Genomic DNA, 22,258 nt, shown 5'->3' with positions numbered 1-22,258 from the left:
AAATGGTGGCCGGTATTCCCTTTTTCGCTAGTTCTACCATTTGGCAAAACAGCCTAGTTACCTACCAGGCGGTTTGTAATATATGGTATATTACAAGGGTAGGAGGCTACTTAAATGAAGTATCTGCTGACTAAATTGAAGAGGCTTTACCGCAATTCCCGCATATCCAAAAAATTGTTTTTGGCCTTTAGCATGATGATTGCCATTCCTGCGATTGTGGTATCCTTTTTATTTATCCGCACGCAGGAAAGCCAGCTATACAAGGACGCTATGGCCACCGGCAGCAGTCATGTTTCACGACTTAATGAACAGCTACGCAGCAGAATGGGCATTATTGAGAACGCTTCCTCTACTGCGCTGAATCAAAAGGCATTTGTAGATTTTATTCACTCCAATATGCGTGGGGATGGCCTGCGTCTTGTGAAATTTAGACAAAATCAATTTGAGCAAATGCATAATATCATTCAAAGCCACGAGATGATCAGTGAGCTCAGTTTCTATGTCGATAATCCAAACCTATTTGAGATTTGGCCTGAAATCTACCATTATGACAAGTTTCAGCCGCAGGACTACTGGGTGACCCTTCGGGAGGAAGGCGGTGCAGCATACCGCCTATTTGCTTTTCAGGATGGAGAGCATACGTTATCCTATTACCGGCTGGTACGCCTTCAGGGACAGCAGCAGAAACTCCCTACCATTATGGAAATCCGCGCCCAGCATAGCGTCTTTTTCAGTGACCTGCTTGCGGATAGCGGGGGAGATTTCTTTTCTGTAGTGATGGACGGAACCACCCCTTCCCGATCTGTATACAATCCTGAGCATATCTTTGCTCAAAATGCCGGTGAGGAGTTGGATAAAATTCTGGGCAGCATTCATCAGCGGCTGGATATGTTGCAGCAGAGTAGTCCCATTAAGGTCAAGGTAGGCGACCAAACTTACTATGCGTTGTATCGCTACATCGCCCCACTGAACGCCTATGTAGTGGATATTGCCTCTCATCAAGCGCTAATGAAAGGCCCACGAAGCTGGTATTTGCTCGTAGTAGCGATCACCTTATGTGTATTGCTGCTGATGTTACTGCTCGTTTCACATACCACCCGGCGCATTTTCCGCCGGCTCGACAGGGTGCTTGCTTCTATGCGCAAGGTGCGGCAAGGCCAACTGGATGCGAAAATTGACACCGGCCTGGATAAAAACGAAACCGGTGACGAAATCGACGAGGTGGCCGTCAGCTACAATAATATGTTAGACGAAATCAAACATCTGATGACCCAAGTGGTAGATAAGCAGCTGATCGCCAAAAATGCACAGCTGCACTCGCTGCATTCGCAGATCAATTCACACTTTTTATATAACGCGCTGGAATCCATCCGTATGCTCGCGGAAGTTCAGCAACAGCCGGCTATCGCCGATGCGTTGGTGTCTTTAGGCTCGCAACTGCGTTACAGCATGCAGTGGCGCAGCGATACGGTTGCCCTTAGCGAAGAACTAGCCAACATACACAGCTATGTCCGATTCATAAACTTTATGGAGGGAGGCAGCATTGTATTGACGGCGGATCTCCCGCAGGAGGTGCTGCGTTATACAATTCCTAAAATGTGTATGCAGCCCATCGTCGAAAATGCCGTTCATCACGCAGCGCCCTCGGAGGGCAGCGTACACATCCAAATTACCGTATCCGTAGAGAATGACAGCCTCCTGCTAATTGAGATAAGAGATGATGGTGCAGGTGTTGACCCGGAAATGCTGTCCAGTTTGCAGGCTGTGCTGCGGGGTGACTCGGACTCACCAATTGTCACCAGCAAAAACGGACTGGGCTTGGAGAACGTGCATAAGCGCATACAGCTTCATTATGGCAAGGACTGCGGTCTTTGGATTGACAGTGTACAGGGCGCTTATACCTGTGTAACCATACGTTTGCCTTGGGAAAATGTGAATCTTGGAGGATGGTAGAGCATGATCAATATTCTAATTGTGGACGACCAAAAGCACATTCGTGATGGGCTGCAGGCCATGCTGCGCCAATTCCCGTTGCAGCTGGACAACATTTACTGTGCCGTAAACGGAATTGAGGCCTTGGATATATTGAGTCAGAATAACATCCAACTGGTGATTACCGATATCCGAATGCCCGATATGGATGGATTGACGCTGATGGCGCAGAGCAAACAGGAGCACATCGAGGTGGATTACCTGATTATTAGCGGCTACAGCGATTTTGCCTATGCTCAAAAAGCCATCGAACTTGGGGCAAAGGGCTACCTGCTTAAACCTGTGAAACGTGAAGATCTGCAAACCGCGGTAGAACATGTAGCAAATGAGATAAAAACACGGCAGACGCTCTCGCGTAATATGGAGCATATTTCCCGCCGCGCCCGGGAAACAGACCGCAAAGAAATGAGTATGTTCATGCAGGGTGCAATGATTGATGAGGCGTGGGTTCTCCAGACCCAACAGCAGAATCCAGAGTTATGGAGTAATTACCGCCTGTGCCTGCTGCGGGAAGAATTATGGATTAACCAACCGGGAGCCGATAGTAGCCACAGCATGGAATCCCTTGCCTACCGTGTATATGGTAGACAAGGGTGTATATGCCTGCAACACCGCCCGTACCTGATCCTCGCGGTTGATGCCACCGTAGATACGGGAGCCTTCCCGGCCGCCCTCAAAGCAGGGCAGATAGATGCCATTACTGCCATGACCAGTCCGCAGCAAGGCTTAAAGGAGTTGCCCCGCAGCTATACACAAGCGCTAGAGCTATATCGCCACAGTTATCTGTTTCCAGAGAAGAGCTGCATCCTGCCAACACATATTGAGCGACTGGAGCTGCAGTGGGAGCTTCCTTATGAGGAGTTATATGCCCTGTTCCAGTTAATCGGCACCAAAAACAGCGGTACAATCACCCAAGGCATTTCCATGATATTTCACAAAGATACACTGCAACGCTATCACATCCAATACACACAGCAGCTATGCCGTGCCATTGTGCAGATGCTGGAGGAATCTGTGCGTGTGATCCGCCCGTACATGGGGGAAGAAGCGCTGGACATCGAATGTTTGCGTAATCTATTCGATTATCCGGGTATTCGTGATTATATTCAGGCGCTGCAACAACAGCTGCTTCGGATGAACCAATTTTATTATGAATATAAGTGCAGCTATCGCAACTCGCAAGATTTGAATGAAGCCATACGCTTTATACACGAAAGCTATCATAAACCCCTGGATCTCGCGATGGTATCCAACCACGTGTCGCTTAATTATGCCTATTTTTCCAACCTGTTCAAAAAAAATATCGGCAAAGGCTTCGCAGAATACTTGCGCGATGTGCGCCTGGATAAAGCCCGGCGGCTGCTGGCTGAAACCGATCATAAAATCGTAGAGGTAGCCACCATGGTAGGATATGAAAGCTACAAAAGTTTTACACGATCATTTCGGGATGTCATGGACATGCAACCCACTGAATACCGGCAAATGATGCGGCGGAAGCATGACAGTGAGGAAAAGTACCATGACACAGCGCTATAAATAATCAAAAGCCAAAAAATTGGGTTATAACAAAAATAATTGTACCTTTTAGCTGATTATTATATTCGATACAATAAAGATGTCCCTAAATGAAAGCGGTTTCGTTCAATACCATCTTATTAAAGGAGGGCAAATATGAAGCGACTTCACAATACGGAGAGTGGTTTTAAGCGGAAGATATTTAGTTTGTTCTTAGCGGTAGTGCTCTTGGCTGGTGTAGGCCTATTGCCGACATCGAAGGTTCAGGCAGCAGGAACCACAGTTACCTCTATGGCTTACTTTTCGGCGGAAGACGGACCTGTCATCTCAAAATCAGGGGTTGGACAAGCTAGCTACGGTTTTGTCATGCCTATATTCAATGGAGACTCTGCCACCTGGAATGATGTTTCCGATGACGTAGGTGTAAATGTGAAAGTGGATGGCAACTGGGTGGATATTGACAGTGCAGGCGGCTATATCTATAACCAAAACTGGGGGCACTGGAGTGATAGCGGCAAGAATGGCTATTGGTTTACTCTCTCCGCAACAACGGAGATTCAACTGTTCTCCAAGGCTAATGGGGTTACACTGAATTACACCCTGGTATTTCAAAACATTAACAAAACGAACATCACTGCTATGGCACCTACACAGGGTCCGCAGATTACGGCAGGTTTTACAGGCAGTGCAGGCTTTACTTATCCTACCTTCAACAATGATCCGGCCGTTACCTATGAAGCCGTTGCTGAAGATCTGAAGGTATATGTAAAACCTGTAAGCAGCAGTACATGGATTGATATTGACAATAATGCAGCCAGCGGCTGGATCTATGATAACAACTTCGGGCAATTCACCGAAGGAGGTGGCGGCTACTGGTTTACCGTAACGGAGTCTATCAACGTCAAGTTAGAATCGAAGACCTCTTCAGCTAACGTCGTCTATACCCTCACCTTTAATAAACCTGTAAGAAATTCATATGTCCTTACTCCCTATGAGGGAACGACCTTTACCGCAGATGCAAAAGGCGTCATAGGTGTACCGCTGCCCAAAATTGATGGAGGCGCTCCAATAGGCACTGAGCTCGGAAATTACGTGTACCAAATTAACATCAACGGACAATGGGTTGCTATGAGTGATTCCAGTCTGAGCGGATTTGTATACGCCGGCAATGGCTACAACAACATGTCCGATGCCAACCAGTGGGGATATTGGGCTGACTATATCTATGGACTTTGGTTCCAGCCCGTCCAAGAAGATGTACAGATCCGTATCGGCTATCCATTAAATGGACAGGCCGGCGGAAGTGTCGGCAACAATTACGTCAACTATACCTTTATCGGTAATCCAGATGCTCCACGTCCGGATGTATCCGATCATGATGACATTGCCATCGGAACGCCAAACGACCCGGTCATAGAAGGCATGAATCTCATTTGGCAGGATGAATTTAACGGAACAGCGCTTGATACGAGCAAATGGAGCTACGAACAAGGCTATTATATTACTGACGATCCGAATAGCTGGGGCTGGGGTAATGCGGAGCTGCAGCACTATACAGACAGTGCACAAAATGTATTTGTACAGGACGGAAAGCTGAATATCAAAGCTTTGAACGATTCAAAATCCTTCCCACAGGACCCAAGCCGGTATGCCCAATACTCCTCCGGCAAGATAAACACCAAAGATCATTTGTCCTTTCAGTACGGCAGAGTAGATATTCGTGCTAAGCTGCCTACAGGTAATGGCGTCTGGCCAGCACTCTGGATGCTTCCGAAAGATTCAGCCTATGGTGCATGGGCCGCATCCGGGGAAATTGATATTATGGAAGCCAAAGGACGCTTGCCCGGCACGACCAGCGGCGCCATTCACTTTGGCGGACAATGGCCTGTGAACAGATATATTGCGGGTGAATATCACTTCCCTGAAGGTCAGACCTTCGCCAATGATTATCATGTGTACTCCATGGTCTGGGAAGAAGATAATATGAAATGGTATGTGGACGGAAAATTCTTCTTTAAAGTGAGCAGAGATCAATGGTATTCCGTTGCTGCACCGAACAATCCGAACGCTCCATTCGATCAGCCCTTCTACATTATTATGAATCTGGCGATCGGCGGACACTTCGACAGTGGTCATACCCCAGATCCGTCGGATATTCCAGCTACAATGCAAGTCGATTATGTTCGTGTCTATAAAGAAGGCAACAGCGAGAATCCGGTAAACGTGCCGGTTACCGGTGTAACTCTGAATCAGACCACTGCACAGGTGGAAGTCGGACAGAGTGTACAGTTGAACGCCAATGTAGCCCCGTCTAATGCAACGAATAAGCAGGTTACTTGGACCGTATCAGGTACCAGCATCGCTTCCGTGAACCCGAACGGTCTTGTAACGGGACTTGCACCGGGCGCGACAACCGTAACAGCTACAACCGCCGACGGCAATAAAACTGCTACCTCCACCATCACTGTTGTACCGGCATCATCCAGTGTTATCATCATCGGCGATGAGGTGCGGGGCCTGAAGAAAATAGGCGACGATCTGCTGTTCTATGTGAACGGTGCAACCTTTGCTGACTTACACTATAAGCTAAATAACGGTGGGCAGCTAAACGTAGCCATGACCCCAGCAGGGAACGGTAACTATACCTACCCTGTAAATAACCTGCAACACGGCGATACCATCGAGTACTCCTTCACCTATAATCCGGGGCAAGGGGCCGTCGATTCTCCGACGCTCACGTATATCCATGGGTTAACCCAAGGAACACCGGAGTAAAGTGGATAAACCCTAGACAAAATGCATGAACACGAATAGGCGAGGAGGAAGTATTGGTGCTTCCCTCTCGCCTGTTTTGTTGTTTCAGCCATGCTGGTCTCCTCGGTGGAAGATCAGTTGCCATGCGTGATGCGTGACCTCCTTGACGACAAAGCTCATCTCTTAGAACGTCATCAAGCCTAACTATTTACACCAGCCTCTATCTTCTGATCAATAAATTGCTTGAATCTTGTAAAATACTGCTCTGATGCCTCCCAGCGCCTAAGGTCCAAAAAAGACATGTCCTGCTTGCCATATTGATTGGGCGGCTGATAATGCCGGGAAACATAAGTTCCATGATCCACTGTATAAAAATAATACGCTTCATCTGGAGTCTTGATTTCAATCCGAGCATGCAGGTAGTCTCCGTCCTCGTCCGTATGCGCATTACGGAAGCTGTAATATTTTGAGCCGTCCCAGAACCCGTCATCCTCCTCTTCTTCCGAATATAATTCCTGAATCACATCGTGTTGCAAAATGTCTTGCACATATTGGACCTCAATGTTTCGTAAATAAAGCTCAGCCATATTAATACAGGTCAACAACATAGTCCAGCAATCGCTAATCTCCGCTAGCTGTTCCTGAGACTCTTCTGTAATATCCTCCCACTCAGACCCTTCATCTATGGTTCTCCTCAACAAACCGATGGAATGATCTTGCTCCAGCCAAATATAATAGTGATGCCGGTGATCTTTCATATAAACGCTGAGATCCCGCTCATCCCCGTCTGCATCAATATGCTCCAGTTGAACTTTGAAAAATACGCCTTGCTCCTGAAAATCAAAAGATGGTTTGTCATCCGTCATTAAAATACACTGAGTCAATTTCAATATATTTTCCTCATTGATCGTGTTATGGGTAAAATATAAATGAACAGGTCTCTTTCTCGTGAGGGTTTCATTTACTTTTTTCAATGCGGAACGCCTTTCTACAATAACATTCACCAGCGTGCAAAAGGAAAATTCCATGTCCTCCTCATCCATATCCAGAAAAACTTCATCAATCAACACCTCATGAATGTCCACCGGAAGCTCCTGAAATACGCCGTCTCCCTCCCATACATTTACTAAGCATGCAATAGATTTCTGCCCGTCTACTTTGATGCTGTACTCGTCATCCTGAACTAAAACAGCAGCGCTAAGATCACCTATAACAATTGTTTCCCCATGATTGTAGGTGCCGCACAATATTTCCTCAACCATCAGATTGCCCGAAACATAGATTTCCTGACCGCCTACAGCTATATTTTTCGCATTCAAATTACCGGTTACCATAAGCCCTATGGCACCATCTGTTTCTTTATTATAGAGATTGTCTACAGTAAAATTCCCATCGATAAAAATGATGATTACCTCTTTTTGTTGCGGGAAAGCCTGCTCCCAATCCAGATTAAGAGAAGGCAGCGTCAAATCCCCTTCATAATAAGCGGCTAGCTGCTCGTCACTGAAATCCTGGTAAAACTTCGCCCACCAAGATCCTTCCGGAAATTTATCTGCTAGTTGACTAATAGGAATGAATCGGAAAAGATTGCTCATACATTATTTTCCTTTCATTTTTAAATTTCCATTATTCTCTCATATGTAAAAATAAGGGTCAATCTCAACTTTACAAATCATCCCCCACAACAAAAAAAGGCCATCCTTCTATGGGATGGCCTGACAAATCAGAAGTGCAATAGTAATCACCGTTTATTATTTTTTCAAAACCGGTATCCAAATCTCACTTCTGAAGGTCGGTGAAGATATATCCTTACTCTCATTCCATAAAATCTCCGGGCCTCTTGCCAACTCATAATTAGCGGTAGGGAACCATTCAGAATAGATGCGTCCCCAAACATTTTGCAATGTATCGGGAAATGGTCCAACGGCTTCGAATACAGCCCATGTTGCTGCAGGAACATCTAGTTTCGTTAAATTTTCGGGGCATTCCTTGGTTGTAGCAACGCCAACATAATGGTCAAGTTCTCCCTTTTCTTCCATTCTCTCTTCAGAAAAATTCATCGATGCTTGAATCAGTCCCTGAGGTTCGACATTTGAGAGCTTTTTGAGCTGGTCGATGTCATCGCTAGTTAAGCTTTTCCACATAGATGCGATTTCCGGATTTACGCCATTAAATTGGATAGGTACCCTTCTCGTAATGCCTACGATACAGAATGACTCTTTTTCAATGATACGATAGTTCATTGCACTTCCCCCTTGAATCGTTAATTGAAAGGTCAAGCGCGGATAGGCTTTTAATGAAGGGCCATGCAACTTTACCGAAGAGGGCGGAATACCGTGCAAGCCTTGGAAAGCTCTAGAAAATGCGTCTGCTGAGCTATATCCATATTTCACCGCCACATCCATAACTCTTAATTCTCCAGCTTGAAGCTCAAATGCCGCAGATGTCAGGCGTCTCCGACGGATGTATTCTGATAGCGTGATGCCTGCAAGAAATGAGAACATTCTAGAAAAATGATATTCGGAACAACAAGCCAACCTCGCCGCTTCCTTCAGGTCTATATCATCAGCAAGATTCTCTTCAATGTATTGTAGAGCCCCGTTCAGATTTGCAAGCAAATCCATTCGAATGACCTCCCTTCACTAACAATATAGCAAGTATCGTCGGCATCCATCCGACATCTCATGCACAGTTTTGCTGGGTACCTAGGAGAAACTTGCCGCTACTTAAGATACGGTTCACCGCGCATTCAAAAAAGAGGTGCGAAAAGCCGGTTCATCACCGGACGCTTTTCGCACCTTCTCTCTCTTGCCTAAATTAACGCGTCGAAATGGCCCTCCGAGTTCACCGTCGCCGTCCGGGGATCGGTCAGACCGATGCCCTTGAGGCCTCCCTTCCACTCAATCCGCGAGAGGGGGAGGTGATCTTGAAGCGGAGAAGCCGGTACAAAATTTACGGGGGCGCTACTCCCGCTTTTCTGTACGAGTTGGGACTCCAGCAGCCGGATTTGCCGCTGCAGCTGCTCCCGGCGATAAGGAGTCTGCATCTCACTTCCTTGTGCCGCATTCACTTTATCCAGTTCCATCATCAGCCGGTTCCGCTGTTTCTCCAGGGAACTGACATCACTCTGTGTACCGCCGTAGGCCGCAATGGTCTGTACAGAGCTGATGCCTGATACTGTCTGTGCCGCCATGATCTTTCCCTCCCTTTCCTCGGCTCCCAATCCAAATTCAGCCAAATTTGAAAGTTCTAATCATCTTTATTACCCAGCAGGCCCCGTCATGACAACATCACAGCCTCAATTAGAGAATAATCGTCATATAGTCTCAGTCGGCCGCTTGTTTCGACCCTACCAAAGACCCATCGAAGGCTGGCTAAAGTCCCTTCAGAGCACCCTTACTCGTCCTTCAACCGCCGCTGATACAAAATGACAGACACTACTGTTAGCACAACTGTCCATGCCAAGGTAATGAGGAGGGGTTTTAATAAATCTCCCGTCGTAAAGCTTATATTGCTTATTTCTAAGAAATACACAAGTTGAGTGCTTGGTACGTACTCCAGCACTTTGAAGATAGGAAAATCATCCACTAGTAACGTTCCCCATGGTGCCCCAGTGAATACGAACATCACAGGAAGTATAGCTAAGGATGCTTCAAGCACCGTCTTGGAGAATAAACCACATATCGTTCCGAGTGCTGTGTATAGAATAATCGAAAGAATCAATGCTGACACAAACGCCCATATACTAGCTGGCTCATAACCAATTATGTACGTAACAATAGCCAGAACAACAGCAGACATTACAAAGACTAAAGTACTTTTACCGATTAAAACATCCATGGTCGTGGCCGGAGTCATCATTAATGATCTTAAAGTGTTATGCTCCTTTTCTTCCGCAATCAAGCATGCTTGTGCAAAGCAGGCTACTAACACAAACGAAAGATTAAGAACTATAGCGAAAACTCCAGGCACAGACGGGTCTACACGTCGAAAAAGAAGTGCAATGATAATTGGAAAAATCAACATAATGGAGATCGCATAATTGCGAGAAAACTCTTTGTAATCCTTCACAAATATCGCCTGGACACGTTTTAATGAGATACTCATAGTAACTCACTTCCTGTCATTTTAATAAAAATATCACCTAGACTTGGCTCTTTCGTTTCTAACCGGTCAATTAACCCTCGTCTCATCCAATCCGCGATTTGATCAGCCGTTCCCTCATCGATCGGGAGCTCGTAAGCTTCCCCATTGATTAATTCAACACAAACTACGTTCTCCCGGTGCTGTCGTTTAAGATCCTTCGGTGCACCGATGGTTTGGATTTGCCCCTGATACAGAATCGCTACGCGGTTGCATATCAATTCTGCCTCAGCCATGTCATGCGTAGTTAAAAAAATCGTTGTCCCTTTATCATTTAAGTAGCGTAAGCCTTTATAAATATGTGCTGAGTTTACCGGATCTAAAGCCGAAGTAGGTTCATCTAGAAATAATAATTCGGGCTCATGGATAATCGCGCAGGCCAACATGACACGCTGACGCATCCCTTTCGATAAGAGATTGACTTTCTTTTTGCGCTCTCCGCTTAAGTTTACAAACTGCAGCACCTTATCGACCGCAGATCTGGGAAGATCATATAACTTACGATACAGCTCCAAATTTTCCTCAATCGATAATCTTTCATATAGACCACTGTTATCCGTCAAAATGCCGAAGCGCATCTTCTGTGCAGACTGCTGCATCATCTCCGCTGGCTGGTTAAATACACTTGCCTGTCCACTTGTCGGATTTAACTGCGCAGTTAAAATCTTGATTAATGTCGTTTTTCCTGAACCGCTCGGACCGAGGAAGCCAAAAATTTCCCCTTTCGGAATTGAAAAAGACACATCTGCCAACGCATCTTTATTTCCAAATCTCTTACGGACACGTTCTACTTGGATAACATCCATTAACACCACTTCCTTAGCGTTGATGCCTTAAGCATATAAAGATTGCATGCTTCCAGCCATCAAAACCCGCCGAAATGTAGCTATTATCGCCTGAATAGTACCACAAAGTGCTTGATTGGTTCGACATTACCCAGGAAATTAAATGTTCAGAAGTGCTTTTAATTCAGACAATTTTGAACGGGATAACGGAACCACAGCATCTTTACCTGTATTTAACCGCAAGCTGTAGCTATTCTTCGTCCATGTAATAATCTCTCTTACTTTTTGCAGATTAACGATGTAGGACCGATGACACCTAAAAAAACCGAAATTTAACAATCTTTGCTCGAGTTCGGTCAACGTCAAAGCACAGTCATAATTTTCCCCATCCACATGAACAAGGATCGAACCCTCTACACTTTCTATAAAATCGATTTCAGGCGGATTAAATAAAATTACTTTGTCATTTCTTTTGGTTGAGATCTTCTGCAAGGTTATATTGGTCTCGTCTTGTTTCTGTAATTCCTGCTTATCCTCTTCGAAGTCCCGAATATCCAATGGATGAAATCCGGACTCGTTCAACCGATAAATGGTATCACAGGAAATAAGGGCATCCTCTAAATTCGAAGTTAAAATTAATATCTGCTTTTCTTGCGAAAGATCATCCAGAATCCGTTTGAATTGACGACGATCCTGCTCTTCCAAGTAAAAATAAGGTTCCTCCAGTACAAGCGTAGGCTGATGCGCAAAAAAAACACGTAGCAAGGTCACATACATCCTTTTAGATGAGCTTAGATCCTTGATCCTCACCTTCCGTTCTTCTTTTAGAACAAAATAATCCATTAACAAAGCGGCACGCTCATTCCTCTCCGTTACTTGGATAAGAAAAGTAATTAGCTCTTCCACCGTTAAACGCATATACTCGCTTTGCCCAGCCCGAAATAAATAATATTGAGAATGGTCCACTAATTGATTCATTAAAAGCTGCTTTCGCTTCAAGTCCGTTATAATAGCAACCGATTGGTTCAATATCATATTTAATTCAATCTTCGGTAGAAATAATTCCCCGTCATAATACATTGGTTGAAATTGCATTCCGTCCTCCTGATCAGCGACACTACTTGGATATATAAAACAATTATAAAGTCAGGATACTTTTTTGTCAGTTTCTAACTAAAAACACAACGGCATGTCCTATCTAAACGTTCGTCCAGCCGTTCATGTTCATTCGATTCCTTTCACTTAACAAGTATAAGCGAGGAAAATGGGGGTCACTTTAAGACTATCTGTTATGCAAGAAGGGGCTCAGCATATGACATATGGAGAAATTCTATTTCGTACGGCAACGTCTTTCGTTGCTCTACTCGTTTTGACACGTCTTCTCGGTAAAAAACAAGTCGGACATCTAACGTTTTTCAATTATGTAACAGGGATCACCTTCGGCTCCACCACTGCGGAAATTATCGTCAACAGACAAATCACGCTGCTGCAAGGAATATCTAGCTTGGTCTTATGGTCGCTCTTGGCGTTCAGCGTTGCATTGATTGGACTGCGCTCTGTCAAAGCACGTGAGATTCTCGACGGCCAACCTACGATTCTCGTCAAAGAAGGCAAGATTCTGGAAGAGGCATTAGCTAAGCAGCACCTCAACATCGACGATTTAAGCATGTTACTTCGGAATAAGGATGTCTTCTCACCCGAAGAAGTCGAATTTGCAATTCTGGAACCTGACGGTAAACTTAGCGTGTTGATAAAAGAAGAACTGCTGCCTGCAACAAAAAAAGATATAAAAGTAAACGTTGCACCTATTCACAATATCCCAACTGAGCTTATCATCGATGGTAAAATCGTAGAAAAGAATCTTAATAAAATAGATGTCTCCGTTGTCTGGCTCAACCAACAATTAAAGAAAGCCAACATTCATTCTTTAGATCAAGTATTTTACGCAGAGCTCCAATTGGACGGGAGTCTGTATATCGACAAATACCAGGATATAAATCCATAAAAGACCCCCAAAGAGAACAGCCCCCGGGCTGTTCTCTTTCGCTGTCTGCTTTAGAAGCAGGTGAACGAGCGAATCCGATTCAAATCAATACCGAAGTACCCCCAGAAGAGACCGAACCATCTGAACCCTGCAACAGAATTACGCCCGACGAATACCGGGAAGAACCAGAATTGCTCGCCGTTGTTCAGCCAAATGTATGTGTTGCGGAACAGACAGCCTCTGATCGCACCGGGGTCGATGGCAAATGCGGTGGCCGACATTTGCGGTACGAATTGCGGTGGAGGTGCCGTCGGCGCTTGAACGCCTCCCGGTGCAGCTCCTGGAGGTCCCGGAGTCCCAGGAAATCCACCTGGTCCACCCGGTCCTCCTGGTCCTCCTGGTCCTCCTGGTCCACCCGGAAACCCTGGGAATTGGCCGCTTCCCGGCGTTGGAAAAAATCCCATATATGATCGCTCCTTTCAATGAGTAGGCACAATCATCATATGCATTCGCGGAAAGAGTGTTTGGGCGAATGCCAATAAATAATCCGCGCCCAGCCGAAGCTGAACAGTAATGAAATTTAGCCGCCTAAAAGCCTTTTTCACCTGCTTCGGCTCATAAATATGGACGAATATCCACTTATACTGATTCCTAATTTGACTTAGAATTACCGTAGAAGATTGAAAAAGGCTGTGATTCTAATGTTAATCAAAAGAGACAAATGGTTGCAATATCGCATCCTTCGCAAAGGTTCCTCTCTCGCCGGACGGCTGCCAGAGACACAGTTGCTTAAGAAGAACGCATTAACGAATATGCTGCTTCACTATCAAAGCGTCGTATTGAAACCCCGCAACGGGAGTTACGGAAGGGATATCCTGTTCATTAAACGAAACGGTGCAAACGCCTATCGTATTCATAACGAAAAGAAAGTCTTCACCATGACAGACAGCGATAAGTTACTTAAATTGTTCCGTAAAAAAGACAGAGGTCGTGGATATATTGTCCAAAGGCGTCTGCAGCTTGCCCAAATTCAACACAAGCCATTCGACATTCGGATAATGGTTCAGCGACAAAAGAGCTCTTCATCCACTTGGATCGTGACAGGCTCATACGCGAAAGTTGCGGCGCAAGGATATCTAGTCACAAATGTGGCTAGCCGCACCATTCCAGTCCTTGAGGCACTCAAATTAGCCCGAATCGGAGATCGGAGCTTGCTTGTCAAAGCGGAACAGATCGCATTATTGGCAGCTACACGACTGGGAGAGCGTTACCCAAAGCTTAGACAAGTCGGGTTCGATATAGGCATCGACAGGAACTGCCGGATTTGGATCATTGAAGGCAATTATCAACCGGACTTACGCCCATTCCGGCTCTTGAAAGATTCCTCAATGCATCGCAGAATATTATGGTATAAGAAACATTAGAACGAAAAAAAAGACGACCAGCCTCTTATCTTTGGCCTGTCGTCTTTTCATGTTTGGTGCCTATCCTTGATAATCCCCCGCTTGCAATTTTACTTGCGTCTTTTGTTACTTACAACACGCGTCACTTGGAACTTATTTACCCCTACCTGTATAATGGCAAACTGGCTGTAAGAAGTGCCGGAAGACGTATAAGGTTCCGCTTGAATATTTCCACTCGGTGTTCTAACCGTTGCAGTGATTCTAGTCACCAAACAGACTCCACGGCTAGAAGCTTTCCAAGTCTCGTCACGCTGAACATTATAATTGTCATCACTACATAAGATGGATGCATATTCAACTTTTCCAAATGCATTAAACGATGTGGAGTTAAAGATCTGTACGGGGTCATAACCGCCAGCTTTTCTATTTCCCATCCTCAAAACCTCCCTTATTATCGATATTATTCATTAAATGCAATTCCATCGTTTTGGTAAGGTATAAATGTGGACAAGAAAAAAAAGTACGTTTATCCGATGGTCACAACCCCTTCTCTTTTACTTCTATTATCTTTTTACTAAACTGATATTTCACAGTAACATTCTCAATAATCTCAGTATTCTGGTAGGCAAGAGAACCTTCAAATACTAATGTATCATTGTCTTTCCACACCAGGTTATCAGCATAGCTATAATTCTCATGATCGTTGCGAATCCATGTATCTAGTTCTTTTTGTGCACCATATTTGACTCTTGCAGATTCTATTAACTCTGGACTTGTCATTCCCTCTTCAATATTGCTAATTTGAACGAAATTACTTTTATTAGAGCATGTTACGATCGCAATTAACTTATGATTTGGAGAAGGGATAATTTTTGTAATATACATAGATGGTGCAGAAAAACTTAAATATTCTTTAAGCACATTGTCTTTTATTCTCCAAATGACATTTTGACTTCCATAATCCGAATAATTATTAAACAACGTAAATATCATACTTCCGTCTGCTAGCTTAACAATATAAGGGCTCCGATAACTTTTCGACAAAATATCTACGGCAAAAGCAGCCGCATCAGCGATTTTTTGATTCTCATTTTTTATAAATGGCTGAAGTTGTTTTAACGCTTTTACTCTCAACGTGGGATCATTAAAGCTTTCTACCAGCCTATTAATAGCAATATATACATATTCATTATTATCACTTTTTAAAGCATGTAGAAATTTTTCCGCATCATATTGAGTAGCAGGCTCTAACTCCATGTCTTCAGCATTTAAATAACGTATGTAAGGTTCTGAATTTTGATTTTTATAATATTCTGTTGCTAATAAAGCTGAAGCGGTTGAACTATATAGGACAAGACAGGCAACCAAAATAACCCACTTTTTAGAAATTCCTTTTTTCTTTTTCTCTGTTCCATTGTGCCCAGCCGCTTCAATTAAGTTTTCATCAATGAGTCCGATCTCCTTAAATAAATCTTCTTTTTTCATAGGTTAACCCCCTCTTTGTCTAGATGAACTCGAAGTTTATTTCTTGTCCTAAATAATATAGATTTCACTTTACTACTACTCATATTAAATCTCATAGAAAGCTCATCTATTGAATAGGAATACCAGTACCTTCCAATAAATATGTTTCTCGCTTGCTCATCTATGCCATATAAAAATTGATTTATTAAGTTTGCGATCTCACCTTCTTCATACTCTGTTTCTACAGTATCAGGCGAAGCTAGACATTCTTCTAGTTCCGTTAGAATGACTTCAAACTCACGATTACGCTTTTTCGCTGTATTATAACCATACTTATCAAGCGCAATATTACGGGTGATCCTCCCTAAAAATACCGAAAAATTCCTAGGCAGATTAGGCGGTATCGCATTCCATGCCGCTAAGTATGTATCGTTCTCACATTCTTCAACATCCGAGAAATTTGAAATAATGTTTCTTGCAATGACTCTGCAGTAAGCCCCGTATTTATTTTTAGTCTCTAAAATAGCTTGTTGTGAACGCTGTAAGTATAGGTGGATTATTCCTTGGTCTTCCATTCGTTTTTCTCCTTTTAAACACTCTTATCTATATAGTAGAGAATTCCTAGGATGGGTTGCACTTATATTAAAATTTATACCAATATATAAAGACAACCCCCTCCTAAACAAGGAAGGGGTCTTTGTAATAGATCTGCCTTTTCGTCATCTCTACAATCCAAAATGTTCTCTAACTAACCTAAATTGTTCTTCCACGCTCATACTTGGTATTCTTTCAACGGTTTTGATCCCCATTTTATTACAAGCAGTCTTAATCTCATTGGAGAACTTAACCATAGATTTGTTACCGTGTTTAATCGTTTCTTCTGGATTTATCGTGTAGGCGTTAATACAATCTAAAATCATCTTATGATCTTCTCTAAAGTAATATAATCTCTTTATCTCTTCATCGGACGTATAAAAACAAATCATTCTCTCTTCTGGAATAAACGGTAGTATACGTTCAGGCATTATTCCTAAATCTATTATAATTGGTTTATCATTAGGCATTGTTAACAAATCAATGATAAAGAAGTCCATCATCTCTTCGACGATATGAAATAGCCACTCGCAGTGCTCATCTACGGGTTTATTGAACCACTCATTCCAATCCAAATCAGGATTAGGAAATTGAAGGGCAGGGTATTCAACAGGACTAGTGAATGGTCTGTATTTTAAGACATCATCCCCCAATGTTTGAAAGCCTAGCTCCTCTACAAATTTCTTGGTCATGGTAGTCTTCCCAGCACAAGGCCCCCCATTAAGCCAGTAAACATGTTTTAATTGTTCCTTCAAATAATTATTATTTATCTTCATCCGGTACACCCCATATGATTTGTGTAGTATCTTACTTTAACACGTTGGTTTCGGAGAGGTGGCGGATTCTTATCTTCCTATAACAGTGAAAACACATAGAATTCTCCTTTCTTGACACAAGTAGTTATATTCTATGAGTTGGGTTAAATTCCCTGTCACTTTATCTTTAATATGATCTTTCCCTTTGCCCTGCCCGATTCGGAATACTCCATCGCCTTCTGAGCTTCTTCGAAAGAGAATATTTGATCAATTACAGGCTTTATTTTCCCTGCTTCTATAAGCTGCGAAATGATCTCCAGTTGTCTGCCGCTAGGTTTCATGAACAAGAAGCTGTATTTGACATTATATTGCTTTTCTAATTTTGTTAGCTTACGAGTAACCAATCGAAAAAGACTCGTTTTTATAAAACCAGACCCATATTCAACTCCGAAGCGTGCATTGGGCAGCCCAGAAACCGATACAATTTGTCCGCCTGGTTTGACTATTTTAAAAGCCTTTTCTAATGTCTCTCCGCCAATCGTATCGAATACTCCATCATAATTTTGTAAGACCTTATCAAATTGTTCTGTTTTATAATTGATTATTTGATCGGCCCCAAGAGATTTGACCAGATTAGCTCCAGCATCGCTAGTAGTTGTAGCTACATAAACTCCCATCGCTTTAGCAAGCTGGATAGCAAAGGTCCCAACGCCGCCCGAACCAGCTTGAATCAATACCTTTTGCCCTGCCGATAGCTTTAATATATCATGTAATGCTTGATAGGATGTAAGCCCGACTAATGGGATTGACGCCGCTTCCTCAAAGGAAAGATTTTGTGGCTTTAAGGCTATATCGTCCTCATGTATGGATATATATTCTGCGAAGGTTCCAATTCTATTTTTTCTTGGCCGTCCGTATATTGCATCGCCTATTTTGAATTTAGTTACTTTGTTTCCTACTTTGGTGACTATACCTGAAAAATCATTTCCTAACACAAGCGGCATATCGTATTTCAACAACATACGAGTTTTGCCATCCCGCACCTTGAAATCGATAGGATTAATACTCGCCGCATGGATTTCTGCCAACACATCATAATCACCTACTGAAGGTGTTGGAATGTCTGCCATTAGAAGAGGACTTTTTCCGTATTTTTCAATGATCATCGCTTTCATTAAGAAACCTCCAATTCTAATAATATTGTTCCATAAATTCATCGAGATGGTTTATAAGATTTTTTAACACTCCTAATTTTGTTCTAACGTCCATAAAATAATAATTTTTAGAGCCTTCTTCCCTCACCATTATAATTCCGGCTTCTCTTAAGATTCTTAGATGATGGGAAACAGCAGGTCGTGATAGATGCGTTTTTTCAGTAATCTCACCTACGCGTAACCCGTTCGTACAGGTAGTCTCCATAAGTACAGTAATAATAGATTGTCTTGTCTCATTACCAATAGCTAAAAAGACCTTCTGGCACATCTTGAAATCGTCTTTGATGACTTCGACTTGTTGCTGTTTATTAATGATTCTCACCGCTTTCGTTTCGTTCAATCGTTTAACTTAGTGAACCATTTGCTGACGAGTATGTCATAACAAGATATGCTCCGCAACCTTGAGAAAGAAAATCGAGATCACAAGTAAATTTTTTACATTTCTTCACCTCCAACCCGCAGAGGAGAATTGTCGATAAATCTCAAATCGCCCTTCTTATAAATTGAACCAACGTCCTACCAAGGTAACCTGATAGGTTAATCCGCTTAACCAAGCGGTCATTGAGGATATTTTATACTAAAAGTTATAATTCAATTGACTAGTCGAAATGATACGAATTGGAGGTTATCCAAATGAATATTGAGATAGGAAAAAAAATCAAAACACTACGATTACAAAAAGGACTAACTCAGGAAGAACTAGCAGCAAAACTGAATCTGTCATCCCAAGCAGTATCTAAGTGGGAAAACAATGTAACCATGCCTGATATTCAGATTCTTCCTGATTTATCCGTGATTTTTGGTGTTACAATTGATGAATTATTTGCATTAACCGATGATACCCATTTAGAACGAATTGGAAATATGATTAGTACTGAACATTTTATATCCGAAGACGATTTTAACTATGCTGAACAATTTTTAAAAGGAAAACTAAATGATGCGCAAAAAAAATCCCCATCCCTCACCTTGCTAGCTCAGTTACACATTCATCGTTCAGATGAGCACCGTGAATTGGCTTCCCATTATGCCAAGGATGCGCTGCTATTAGCTCCGGACAGCAAAAGTAATCATAATGCCTTGCGAGATGCGGAGAATGGAATCATTTTTGATTGGAACTTTTCAAATCACCATAAACTCATTGCGTATTATAAGAATTTCGTGCCGAATCACCCGAATTACTGGCAGGCTTATGTTTGGCTTATGAACTACTTAATCGCAGACGGCAGATGTATTGAAGCAAAAGAAATTCTGGAACAATTGAACCAAATCCATCCTGGTCATTTATATCAAAAATATGGAGGGCTGATATGCAAGGAAGAGGGCGACCTTTCTCAGGCGCTGGCTCTCTGGGAGCAAATGACTGATTTGTATCCTGAGGATTGGCTTGCATGGTCCTCCAGAGGAGACTGTATGGCTAAACTTTGCAGGTACGACGAAGCCATAGAATACTATTCCAAAGGTTACGAACTACAGCCAAGTCCAAAGTATACAGATGCATTTGAAGCCATTTCTCATATATATATAATAAAAGGGGAATATGATAAGTCTATTGAAAAGCATCACGAAATAATTGAGCTGCTAGAAAGGGACTGGAGAGTCACAGAGGGTAAGACCGTTGATTTTCATAAGAGAGAAATAGAAAATTTAAAGATACTGTTGAATAAACAAACCTAACATTATTAAAAATACCAAATAACATGGACGACTGGCCCTTTCCGCCAAAACGGCGGAGGGGGCTTTTGCTTTCAGTAGCAAAACTGCCCCACCAGATACTACATTATTTTGTGAACCCAGAATGCTTAGAGAATCCCGTGTGTCCTGATTTTGCCCAAGCGGTGCAGTCTTCGGATATCTTAGGTTTTCTTTCGTTGTAACCTTCTAGCTACCTATCCGATCTAATATTTAAGTAACGTTACGAACATCCTAAGACTTTAGTCAAGAAAGCAGGTAAAAATCTTTGCATATTAATCCTATTGTCGTCAAAGCCAAAGCTGGGGACCCAGAAGCATTCGTGCAGTTGATGCAGGAGATAGAGTTACCTTTATATAGAACTGCAAGGTCCATCGTCAACAAAGACGAAGATTGTGCAGATGCCCTGCAAGAGACGATGCTTAAAGCCTTTAAGTCCATCCATACACTCAGAGAGCCCGCTTTTTTCAAAACGTGGATCTTCCGGATCCTGATTAATGAATGCAACAAAATGATCAAAAACAACGCAAGAGCCCTCCCTTATGGAGAGCTTCCCGAAGTCCCTTCCATTTCCAAGGATTATGAGAAAATCGAATTATGGGACGCCGTTCAACATCTTGAGGAGAATCTACGGATTGTCATTCACCTTCATTACTTACAGGACATGTCGATCCGTCAAATTTCCGAAATTCTCGAAATTTCTACGGTAGCCGTGAAGACCCGGCTGCATCGCGCCCGCAAAAAGCTAAAGCATTCATCTCAATTCAATCAAGAAATGGAGTTGCGACATGGTAAATACTAAGTTAGAAGAACAATTAAAGAACTGCCAAAGCCTACTTCCCGATCAGTTATCGGATATTGCCCGCTCCAAGCTGAATGAGACTTACCAAATCATCAGGGAAACCGATAATTCCATTTCCCCCGTTCAGAGAAAGATAGATGTATCCAAAACTTTTAATAAATGGTGGGTTTCCACTGCAGCCGCTGCAATCCTTGGAGTTACAGTCCTGTCTTCCGGCTTTGTATCGCCCGCAATGGCTGATGCACTCAAGCAAATTCCGGTTCTGGGACAAATCTATTCATTATGGGGTGAAAAGAACTTAGATCCCGGTGTTCAACAAGCCGAGGATTTCATCACAAACGTAAACCAAAGCGTGACCCATGGCGATGTGACTATGAATATTCCAACGTTGTTATTTGACGGAACCCGAATTCTTATGAATATAACCACTCCTGGAAACCGTCTGGCTTCGGAGCCCAATTCGCCGCCTTCAGATGCCAATAAAGGGGCGGTGGATACGTTTGAGGTTCTCTATAAAGGCCAACCTCTGCTCTGGAGTTACGAACACATGGATGGTGAGGCTGCTTCCAGCATAATGGTTCAGGTTTTGAACACTTATTATGAGCCGAGTACAACAACACAGACGGTCCAGTTCCCTGATCAGTTTGACTTGACTGTAAATGTAACGTTAAAGGGTTACGATGTCCCGTTCGAATTCGTTCTGCCCGTTACAAAATCAACGCCTTTTACCACTCTAACTTCAGAGGAAACCAAGCATCATGATAACATTAACTTGCAGATCAGTAAGGTGGAAATCACCCCAATTACAACCCAGGTCTCCGTTGAGTACAAAACCAAACCTGGCCAGAGCGTAGAAGAAATGCTCGCTTCTATCCCTTCGAAATATAAGGGTGCTAACGAGGGCGTCATCGCTCTTCAGTTTGACATTGTGGATGAACGTGGCGTTCAACTGAAGCCCGTTGGTGCTCAACCCTTAAGCGAATCTTATAATATTCGTTTTGAACCCTTCAAGACTGTACCGAGTACCGTAACCATCAAACCATACTTAGTCGTATCAGAAGGTCAAGCCCCAGCTGGGACTACAGGACTGTGGGAAGACAACAATATGGTCAAGGAATATATCCCTGAGCTGGAGACTGTACTTTCGGTGCAATAGTTCAT

Annotated in this window: 21 protein-coding genes; 8 read left to right on the top strand and 13 right to left on the bottom strand. The window is 43.2% G+C overall.

What is annotated here, in order from left to right; genetic code table 11:
- The first annotated feature begins 114 nt into the window (after nt 1-114).
- From MKX35_RS08900 to MKX35_RS08890, 3 genes are all read left to right on the top strand, one after another.
- Nucleotides 115-1,953 (top strand): sensor histidine kinase, encoded by a 1,839-nt coding sequence (locus MKX35_RS08900; RefSeq protein ID WP_076300439.1) that lies wholly within the window; start codon nt 115-117, stop codon nt 1,951-1,953.
- A gap of 3 nt (nt 1,954-1,956) precedes the next feature.
- Nucleotides 1,957-3,528, top strand: coding sequence for a response regulator (locus MKX35_RS08895; RefSeq protein ID WP_076300438.1), 1,572 nt, complete (start codon nt 1,957-1,959; stop codon nt 3,526-3,528).
- A gap of 135 nt (nt 3,529-3,663) precedes the next feature.
- A complete protein-coding gene (locus tag MKX35_RS08890) occupies nt 3,664-6,282 on the top strand; it encodes a family 16 glycosylhydrolase (RefSeq protein WP_076300437.1) in 2,619 nt (872 codons plus the stop codon).
- 179 nt (nt 6,283-6,461) lie between these two features.
- Here MKX35_RS08890 and MKX35_RS08885 read toward each other — a convergent pair whose 3' ends face one another.
- The 6 genes from MKX35_RS08885 to MKX35_RS08860 all read right to left on the bottom strand — a co-directional run bounded on the left by MKX35_RS08885 (nt 6,462) and on the right by MKX35_RS08860 (nt 12,284).
- Complete coding sequence (locus MKX35_RS08885) at nt 6,462-7,856, bottom strand: hypothetical protein (RefSeq protein WP_076300436.1); 1,395 nt, start codon at nt 7,854-7,856, stop codon at nt 6,462-6,464.
- Between the two features lie 156 nt (nt 7,857-8,012).
- Entirely contained in the window at nt 8,013-8,885 is an 873-nt protein-coding gene (locus tag MKX35_RS08880; protein ID WP_076286013.1) for an AraC family transcriptional regulator, read from the bottom strand.
- A gap of 188 nt (nt 8,886-9,073) precedes the next feature.
- Complete coding sequence (locus MKX35_RS08875; RefSeq protein WP_076286012.1) at nt 9,074-9,454, bottom strand: FlxA-like family protein; 381 nt, start codon at nt 9,452-9,454, stop codon at nt 9,074-9,076.
- Nucleotides 9,455-9,657: 203 nt separating this feature from the next.
- Nucleotides 9,658-10,368, bottom strand: coding sequence for an ABC transporter permease (locus MKX35_RS08870; RefSeq protein ID WP_076300435.1), 711 nt, complete (start codon nt 10,366-10,368; stop codon nt 9,658-9,660).
- Entirely contained in the window at nt 10,365-11,210 is an 846-nt protein-coding gene (locus tag MKX35_RS08865) for an ABC transporter ATP-binding protein (RefSeq protein ID WP_076300434.1), read from the bottom strand. The genes MKX35_RS08870 and MKX35_RS08865 overlap by 4 nt, the downstream gene beginning before the upstream one ends.
- Before the next feature lie 138 nt (nt 11,211-11,348).
- Nucleotides 11,349-12,284: a LytTR family transcriptional regulator DNA-binding domain-containing protein gene (locus MKX35_RS08860; protein WP_076300433.1), complete on the bottom strand. Its 936-nt coding sequence runs from the start codon at nt 12,282-12,284 to the stop codon at nt 11,349-11,351.
- Nucleotides 12,285-12,501: 217 nt separating this feature from the next.
- On the opposite strand from MKX35_RS08860, the gene MKX35_RS08855 reads away from it, so the two are divergent.
- Nucleotides 12,502-13,194 carry a YetF domain-containing protein gene (locus MKX35_RS08855; RefSeq protein ID WP_076300432.1) on the top strand — a complete coding sequence of 231 codons (693 nt, stop codon included), beginning with the start codon at nt 12,502-12,504 and terminating at the stop codon, nt 13,192-13,194.
- Nucleotides 13,195-13,244: 50 nt separating this feature from the next.
- On the opposite strand, the gene MKX35_RS08850 is transcribed toward MKX35_RS08855, so the two are convergent.
- Nucleotides 13,245-13,637 (bottom strand): hypothetical protein, encoded by a 393-nt coding sequence (locus tag MKX35_RS08850; RefSeq protein WP_042130783.1) that lies wholly within the window; start codon nt 13,635-13,637, stop codon nt 13,245-13,247.
- A gap of 237 nt (nt 13,638-13,874) precedes the next feature.
- On the opposite strand from MKX35_RS08850, the gene MKX35_RS08845 reads away from it, so the two are divergent.
- Nucleotides 13,875-14,597, top strand: coding sequence for a YheC/YheD family protein (locus tag MKX35_RS08845; RefSeq protein ID WP_076300431.1), 723 nt, complete (start codon nt 13,875-13,877; stop codon nt 14,595-14,597).
- 89 nt (nt 14,598-14,686) lie between these two features.
- On the opposite strand, the gene MKX35_RS08840 is transcribed toward MKX35_RS08845, so the two are convergent.
- The 6 genes from MKX35_RS08840 to MKX35_RS08815 all read right to left on the bottom strand — a co-directional run bounded on the left by MKX35_RS08840 (nt 14,687) and on the right by MKX35_RS08815 (nt 18,871).
- Nucleotides 14,687-15,010, bottom strand: a complete 324-nt coding sequence (locus MKX35_RS08840; RefSeq protein WP_076300430.1) for a hypothetical protein — start codon at nt 15,008-15,010, stop codon at nt 14,687-14,689.
- A 103-nt stretch (nt 15,011-15,113) separates the two neighbouring features.
- A complete protein-coding gene (locus tag MKX35_RS08835) occupies nt 15,114-16,061 on the bottom strand; it encodes a hypothetical protein (protein WP_076300429.1) in 948 nt (315 codons plus the stop codon).
- Nucleotides 16,058-16,615, bottom strand: coding sequence for an RNA polymerase sigma factor (locus MKX35_RS08830; RefSeq protein WP_076300428.1), 558 nt, complete (start codon nt 16,613-16,615; stop codon nt 16,058-16,060). Before MKX35_RS08830 ends, MKX35_RS08835 begins: the two co-directional genes overlap by 4 nt.
- Before the next feature lie 150 nt (nt 16,616-16,765).
- On the bottom strand, nt 16,766-17,410 hold the full coding sequence (locus tag MKX35_RS08825) for a hypothetical protein (RefSeq protein WP_076300427.1): 645 nt from the start codon (nt 17,408-17,410) through the stop codon (nt 16,766-16,768).
- Between the two features lie 155 nt (nt 17,411-17,565).
- On the bottom strand, nt 17,566-18,564 hold the full coding sequence (locus MKX35_RS08820; RefSeq protein ID WP_076300426.1) for an NADP-dependent oxidoreductase: 999 nt from the start codon (nt 18,562-18,564) through the stop codon (nt 17,566-17,568).
- Between the two features lie 16 nt (nt 18,565-18,580).
- Nucleotides 18,581-18,871 carry an ArsR/SmtB family transcription factor gene (locus MKX35_RS08815; protein WP_042194449.1) on the bottom strand — a complete coding sequence of 97 codons (291 nt, stop codon included), beginning with the start codon at nt 18,869-18,871 and terminating at the stop codon, nt 18,581-18,583.
- Between the two features lie 365 nt (nt 18,872-19,236).
- Here MKX35_RS08815 and MKX35_RS08810 point away from each other — a divergent pair, with 365 nt between their 5' ends.
- From MKX35_RS08810 to MKX35_RS08800, 3 genes are all read left to right on the top strand, one after another.
- Nucleotides 19,237-20,280, top strand: a complete 1,044-nt coding sequence (locus tag MKX35_RS08810; RefSeq protein WP_076300425.1) for a helix-turn-helix domain-containing protein — start codon at nt 19,237-19,239, stop codon at nt 20,278-20,280.
- A gap of 283 nt (nt 20,281-20,563) precedes the next feature.
- Nucleotides 20,564-21,097 carry an RNA polymerase sigma factor gene (locus tag MKX35_RS08805; protein WP_076286001.1) on the top strand — a complete coding sequence of 178 codons (534 nt, stop codon included), beginning with the start codon at nt 20,564-20,566 and terminating at the stop codon, nt 21,095-21,097.
- Nucleotides 21,084-22,253, top strand: coding sequence for a DUF4179 domain-containing protein (locus tag MKX35_RS08800; protein ID WP_076286000.1), 1,170 nt, complete (start codon nt 21,084-21,086; stop codon nt 22,251-22,253). The genes MKX35_RS08805 and MKX35_RS08800 overlap by 14 nt, the downstream gene beginning before the upstream one ends.
- The last annotated feature ends 5 nt before the right edge of the window (nt 22,254-22,258 follow it).

Origin of the sequence: Paenibacillus sp. FSL R5-0923 (genome assembly GCF_038009145.1) — a bacterium.
Taxonomy (GTDB): domain Bacteria; phylum Bacillota; class Bacilli; order Paenibacillales; family Paenibacillaceae; genus Paenibacillus_AQ.
The sequence above is the reverse complement of the archived record's forward strand: the minus strand, read 5'-3'. Positions and strand labels throughout refer to the sequence as shown.

Coding starts and splice junctions, on each gene's coding strand:
- MKX35_RS08800 (WP_076286000.1), top strand. CDS start 21,084: ATGGTAAATACTAAGTTAGAAGAACAATTAAAGAACTGCCAAAGCCTA.
- MKX35_RS08890 (WP_076300437.1), top strand. CDS start 3,664: ATGAAGCGACTTCACAATACGGAGAGTGGTTTTAAGCGGAAGATATTT.
- MKX35_RS08850 (WP_042130783.1), bottom strand. CDS start 13,637: ATGGGATTTTTTCCAACGCCGGGAAGCGGCCAATTCCCAGGGTTTCCG.
- MKX35_RS08875 (WP_076286012.1), bottom strand. CDS start 9,454: ATGGCGGCACAGACAGTATCAGGCATCAGCTCTGTACAGACCATTGCG.
- MKX35_RS08870 (WP_076300435.1), bottom strand. CDS start 10,368: ATGAGTATCTCATTAAAACGTGTCCAGGCGATATTTGTGAAGGATTAC.
- MKX35_RS08895 (WP_076300438.1), top strand. CDS start 1,957: ATGATCAATATTCTAATTGTGGACGACCAAAAGCACATTCGTGATGGG.
- MKX35_RS08825 (WP_076300427.1), bottom strand. CDS start 17,410: ATGAAGATAAATAATAATTATTTGAAGGAACAATTAAAACATGTTTAC.
- MKX35_RS08885 (WP_076300436.1), bottom strand. CDS start 7,856: ATGAGCAATCTTTTCCGATTCATTCCTATTAGTCAACTAGCAGATAAA.
- MKX35_RS08835 (WP_076300429.1), bottom strand. CDS start 16,061: ATGAAAAAAGAAGATTTATTTAAGGAGATCGGACTCATTGATGAAAAC.
- MKX35_RS08840 (WP_076300430.1), bottom strand. CDS start 15,010: ATGGGAAATAGAAAAGCTGGCGGTTATGACCCCGTACAGATCTTTAAC.
- MKX35_RS08820 (WP_076300426.1), bottom strand. CDS start 18,564: ATGAAAGCGATGATCATTGAAAAATACGGAAAAAGTCCTCTTCTAATG.
- MKX35_RS08880 (WP_076286013.1), bottom strand. CDS start 8,885: ATGGATTTGCTTGCAAATCTGAACGGGGCTCTACAATACATTGAAGAG.
- MKX35_RS08865 (WP_076300434.1), bottom strand. CDS start 11,210: ATGGATGTTATCCAAGTAGAACGTGTCCGTAAGAGATTTGGAAATAAA.
- MKX35_RS08855 (WP_076300432.1), top strand. CDS start 12,502: ATGACATATGGAGAAATTCTATTTCGTACGGCAACGTCTTTCGTTGCT.
- MKX35_RS08815 (WP_042194449.1), bottom strand. CDS start 18,871: ATGTGCCAGAAGGTCTTTTTAGCTATTGGTAATGAGACAAGACAATCT.
- MKX35_RS08845 (WP_076300431.1), top strand. CDS start 13,875: ATGTTAATCAAAAGAGACAAATGGTTGCAATATCGCATCCTTCGCAAA.
- MKX35_RS08860 (WP_076300433.1), bottom strand. CDS start 12,284: ATGCAATTTCAACCAATGTATTATGACGGGGAATTATTTCTACCGAAG.
- MKX35_RS08900 (WP_076300439.1), top strand. CDS start 115: ATGAAGTATCTGCTGACTAAATTGAAGAGGCTTTACCGCAATTCCCGC.
- MKX35_RS08810 (WP_076300425.1), top strand. CDS start 19,237: ATGAATATTGAGATAGGAAAAAAAATCAAAACACTACGATTACAAAAA.
- MKX35_RS08830 (WP_076300428.1), bottom strand. CDS start 16,615: ATGGAAGACCAAGGAATAATCCACCTATACTTACAGCGTTCACAACAA.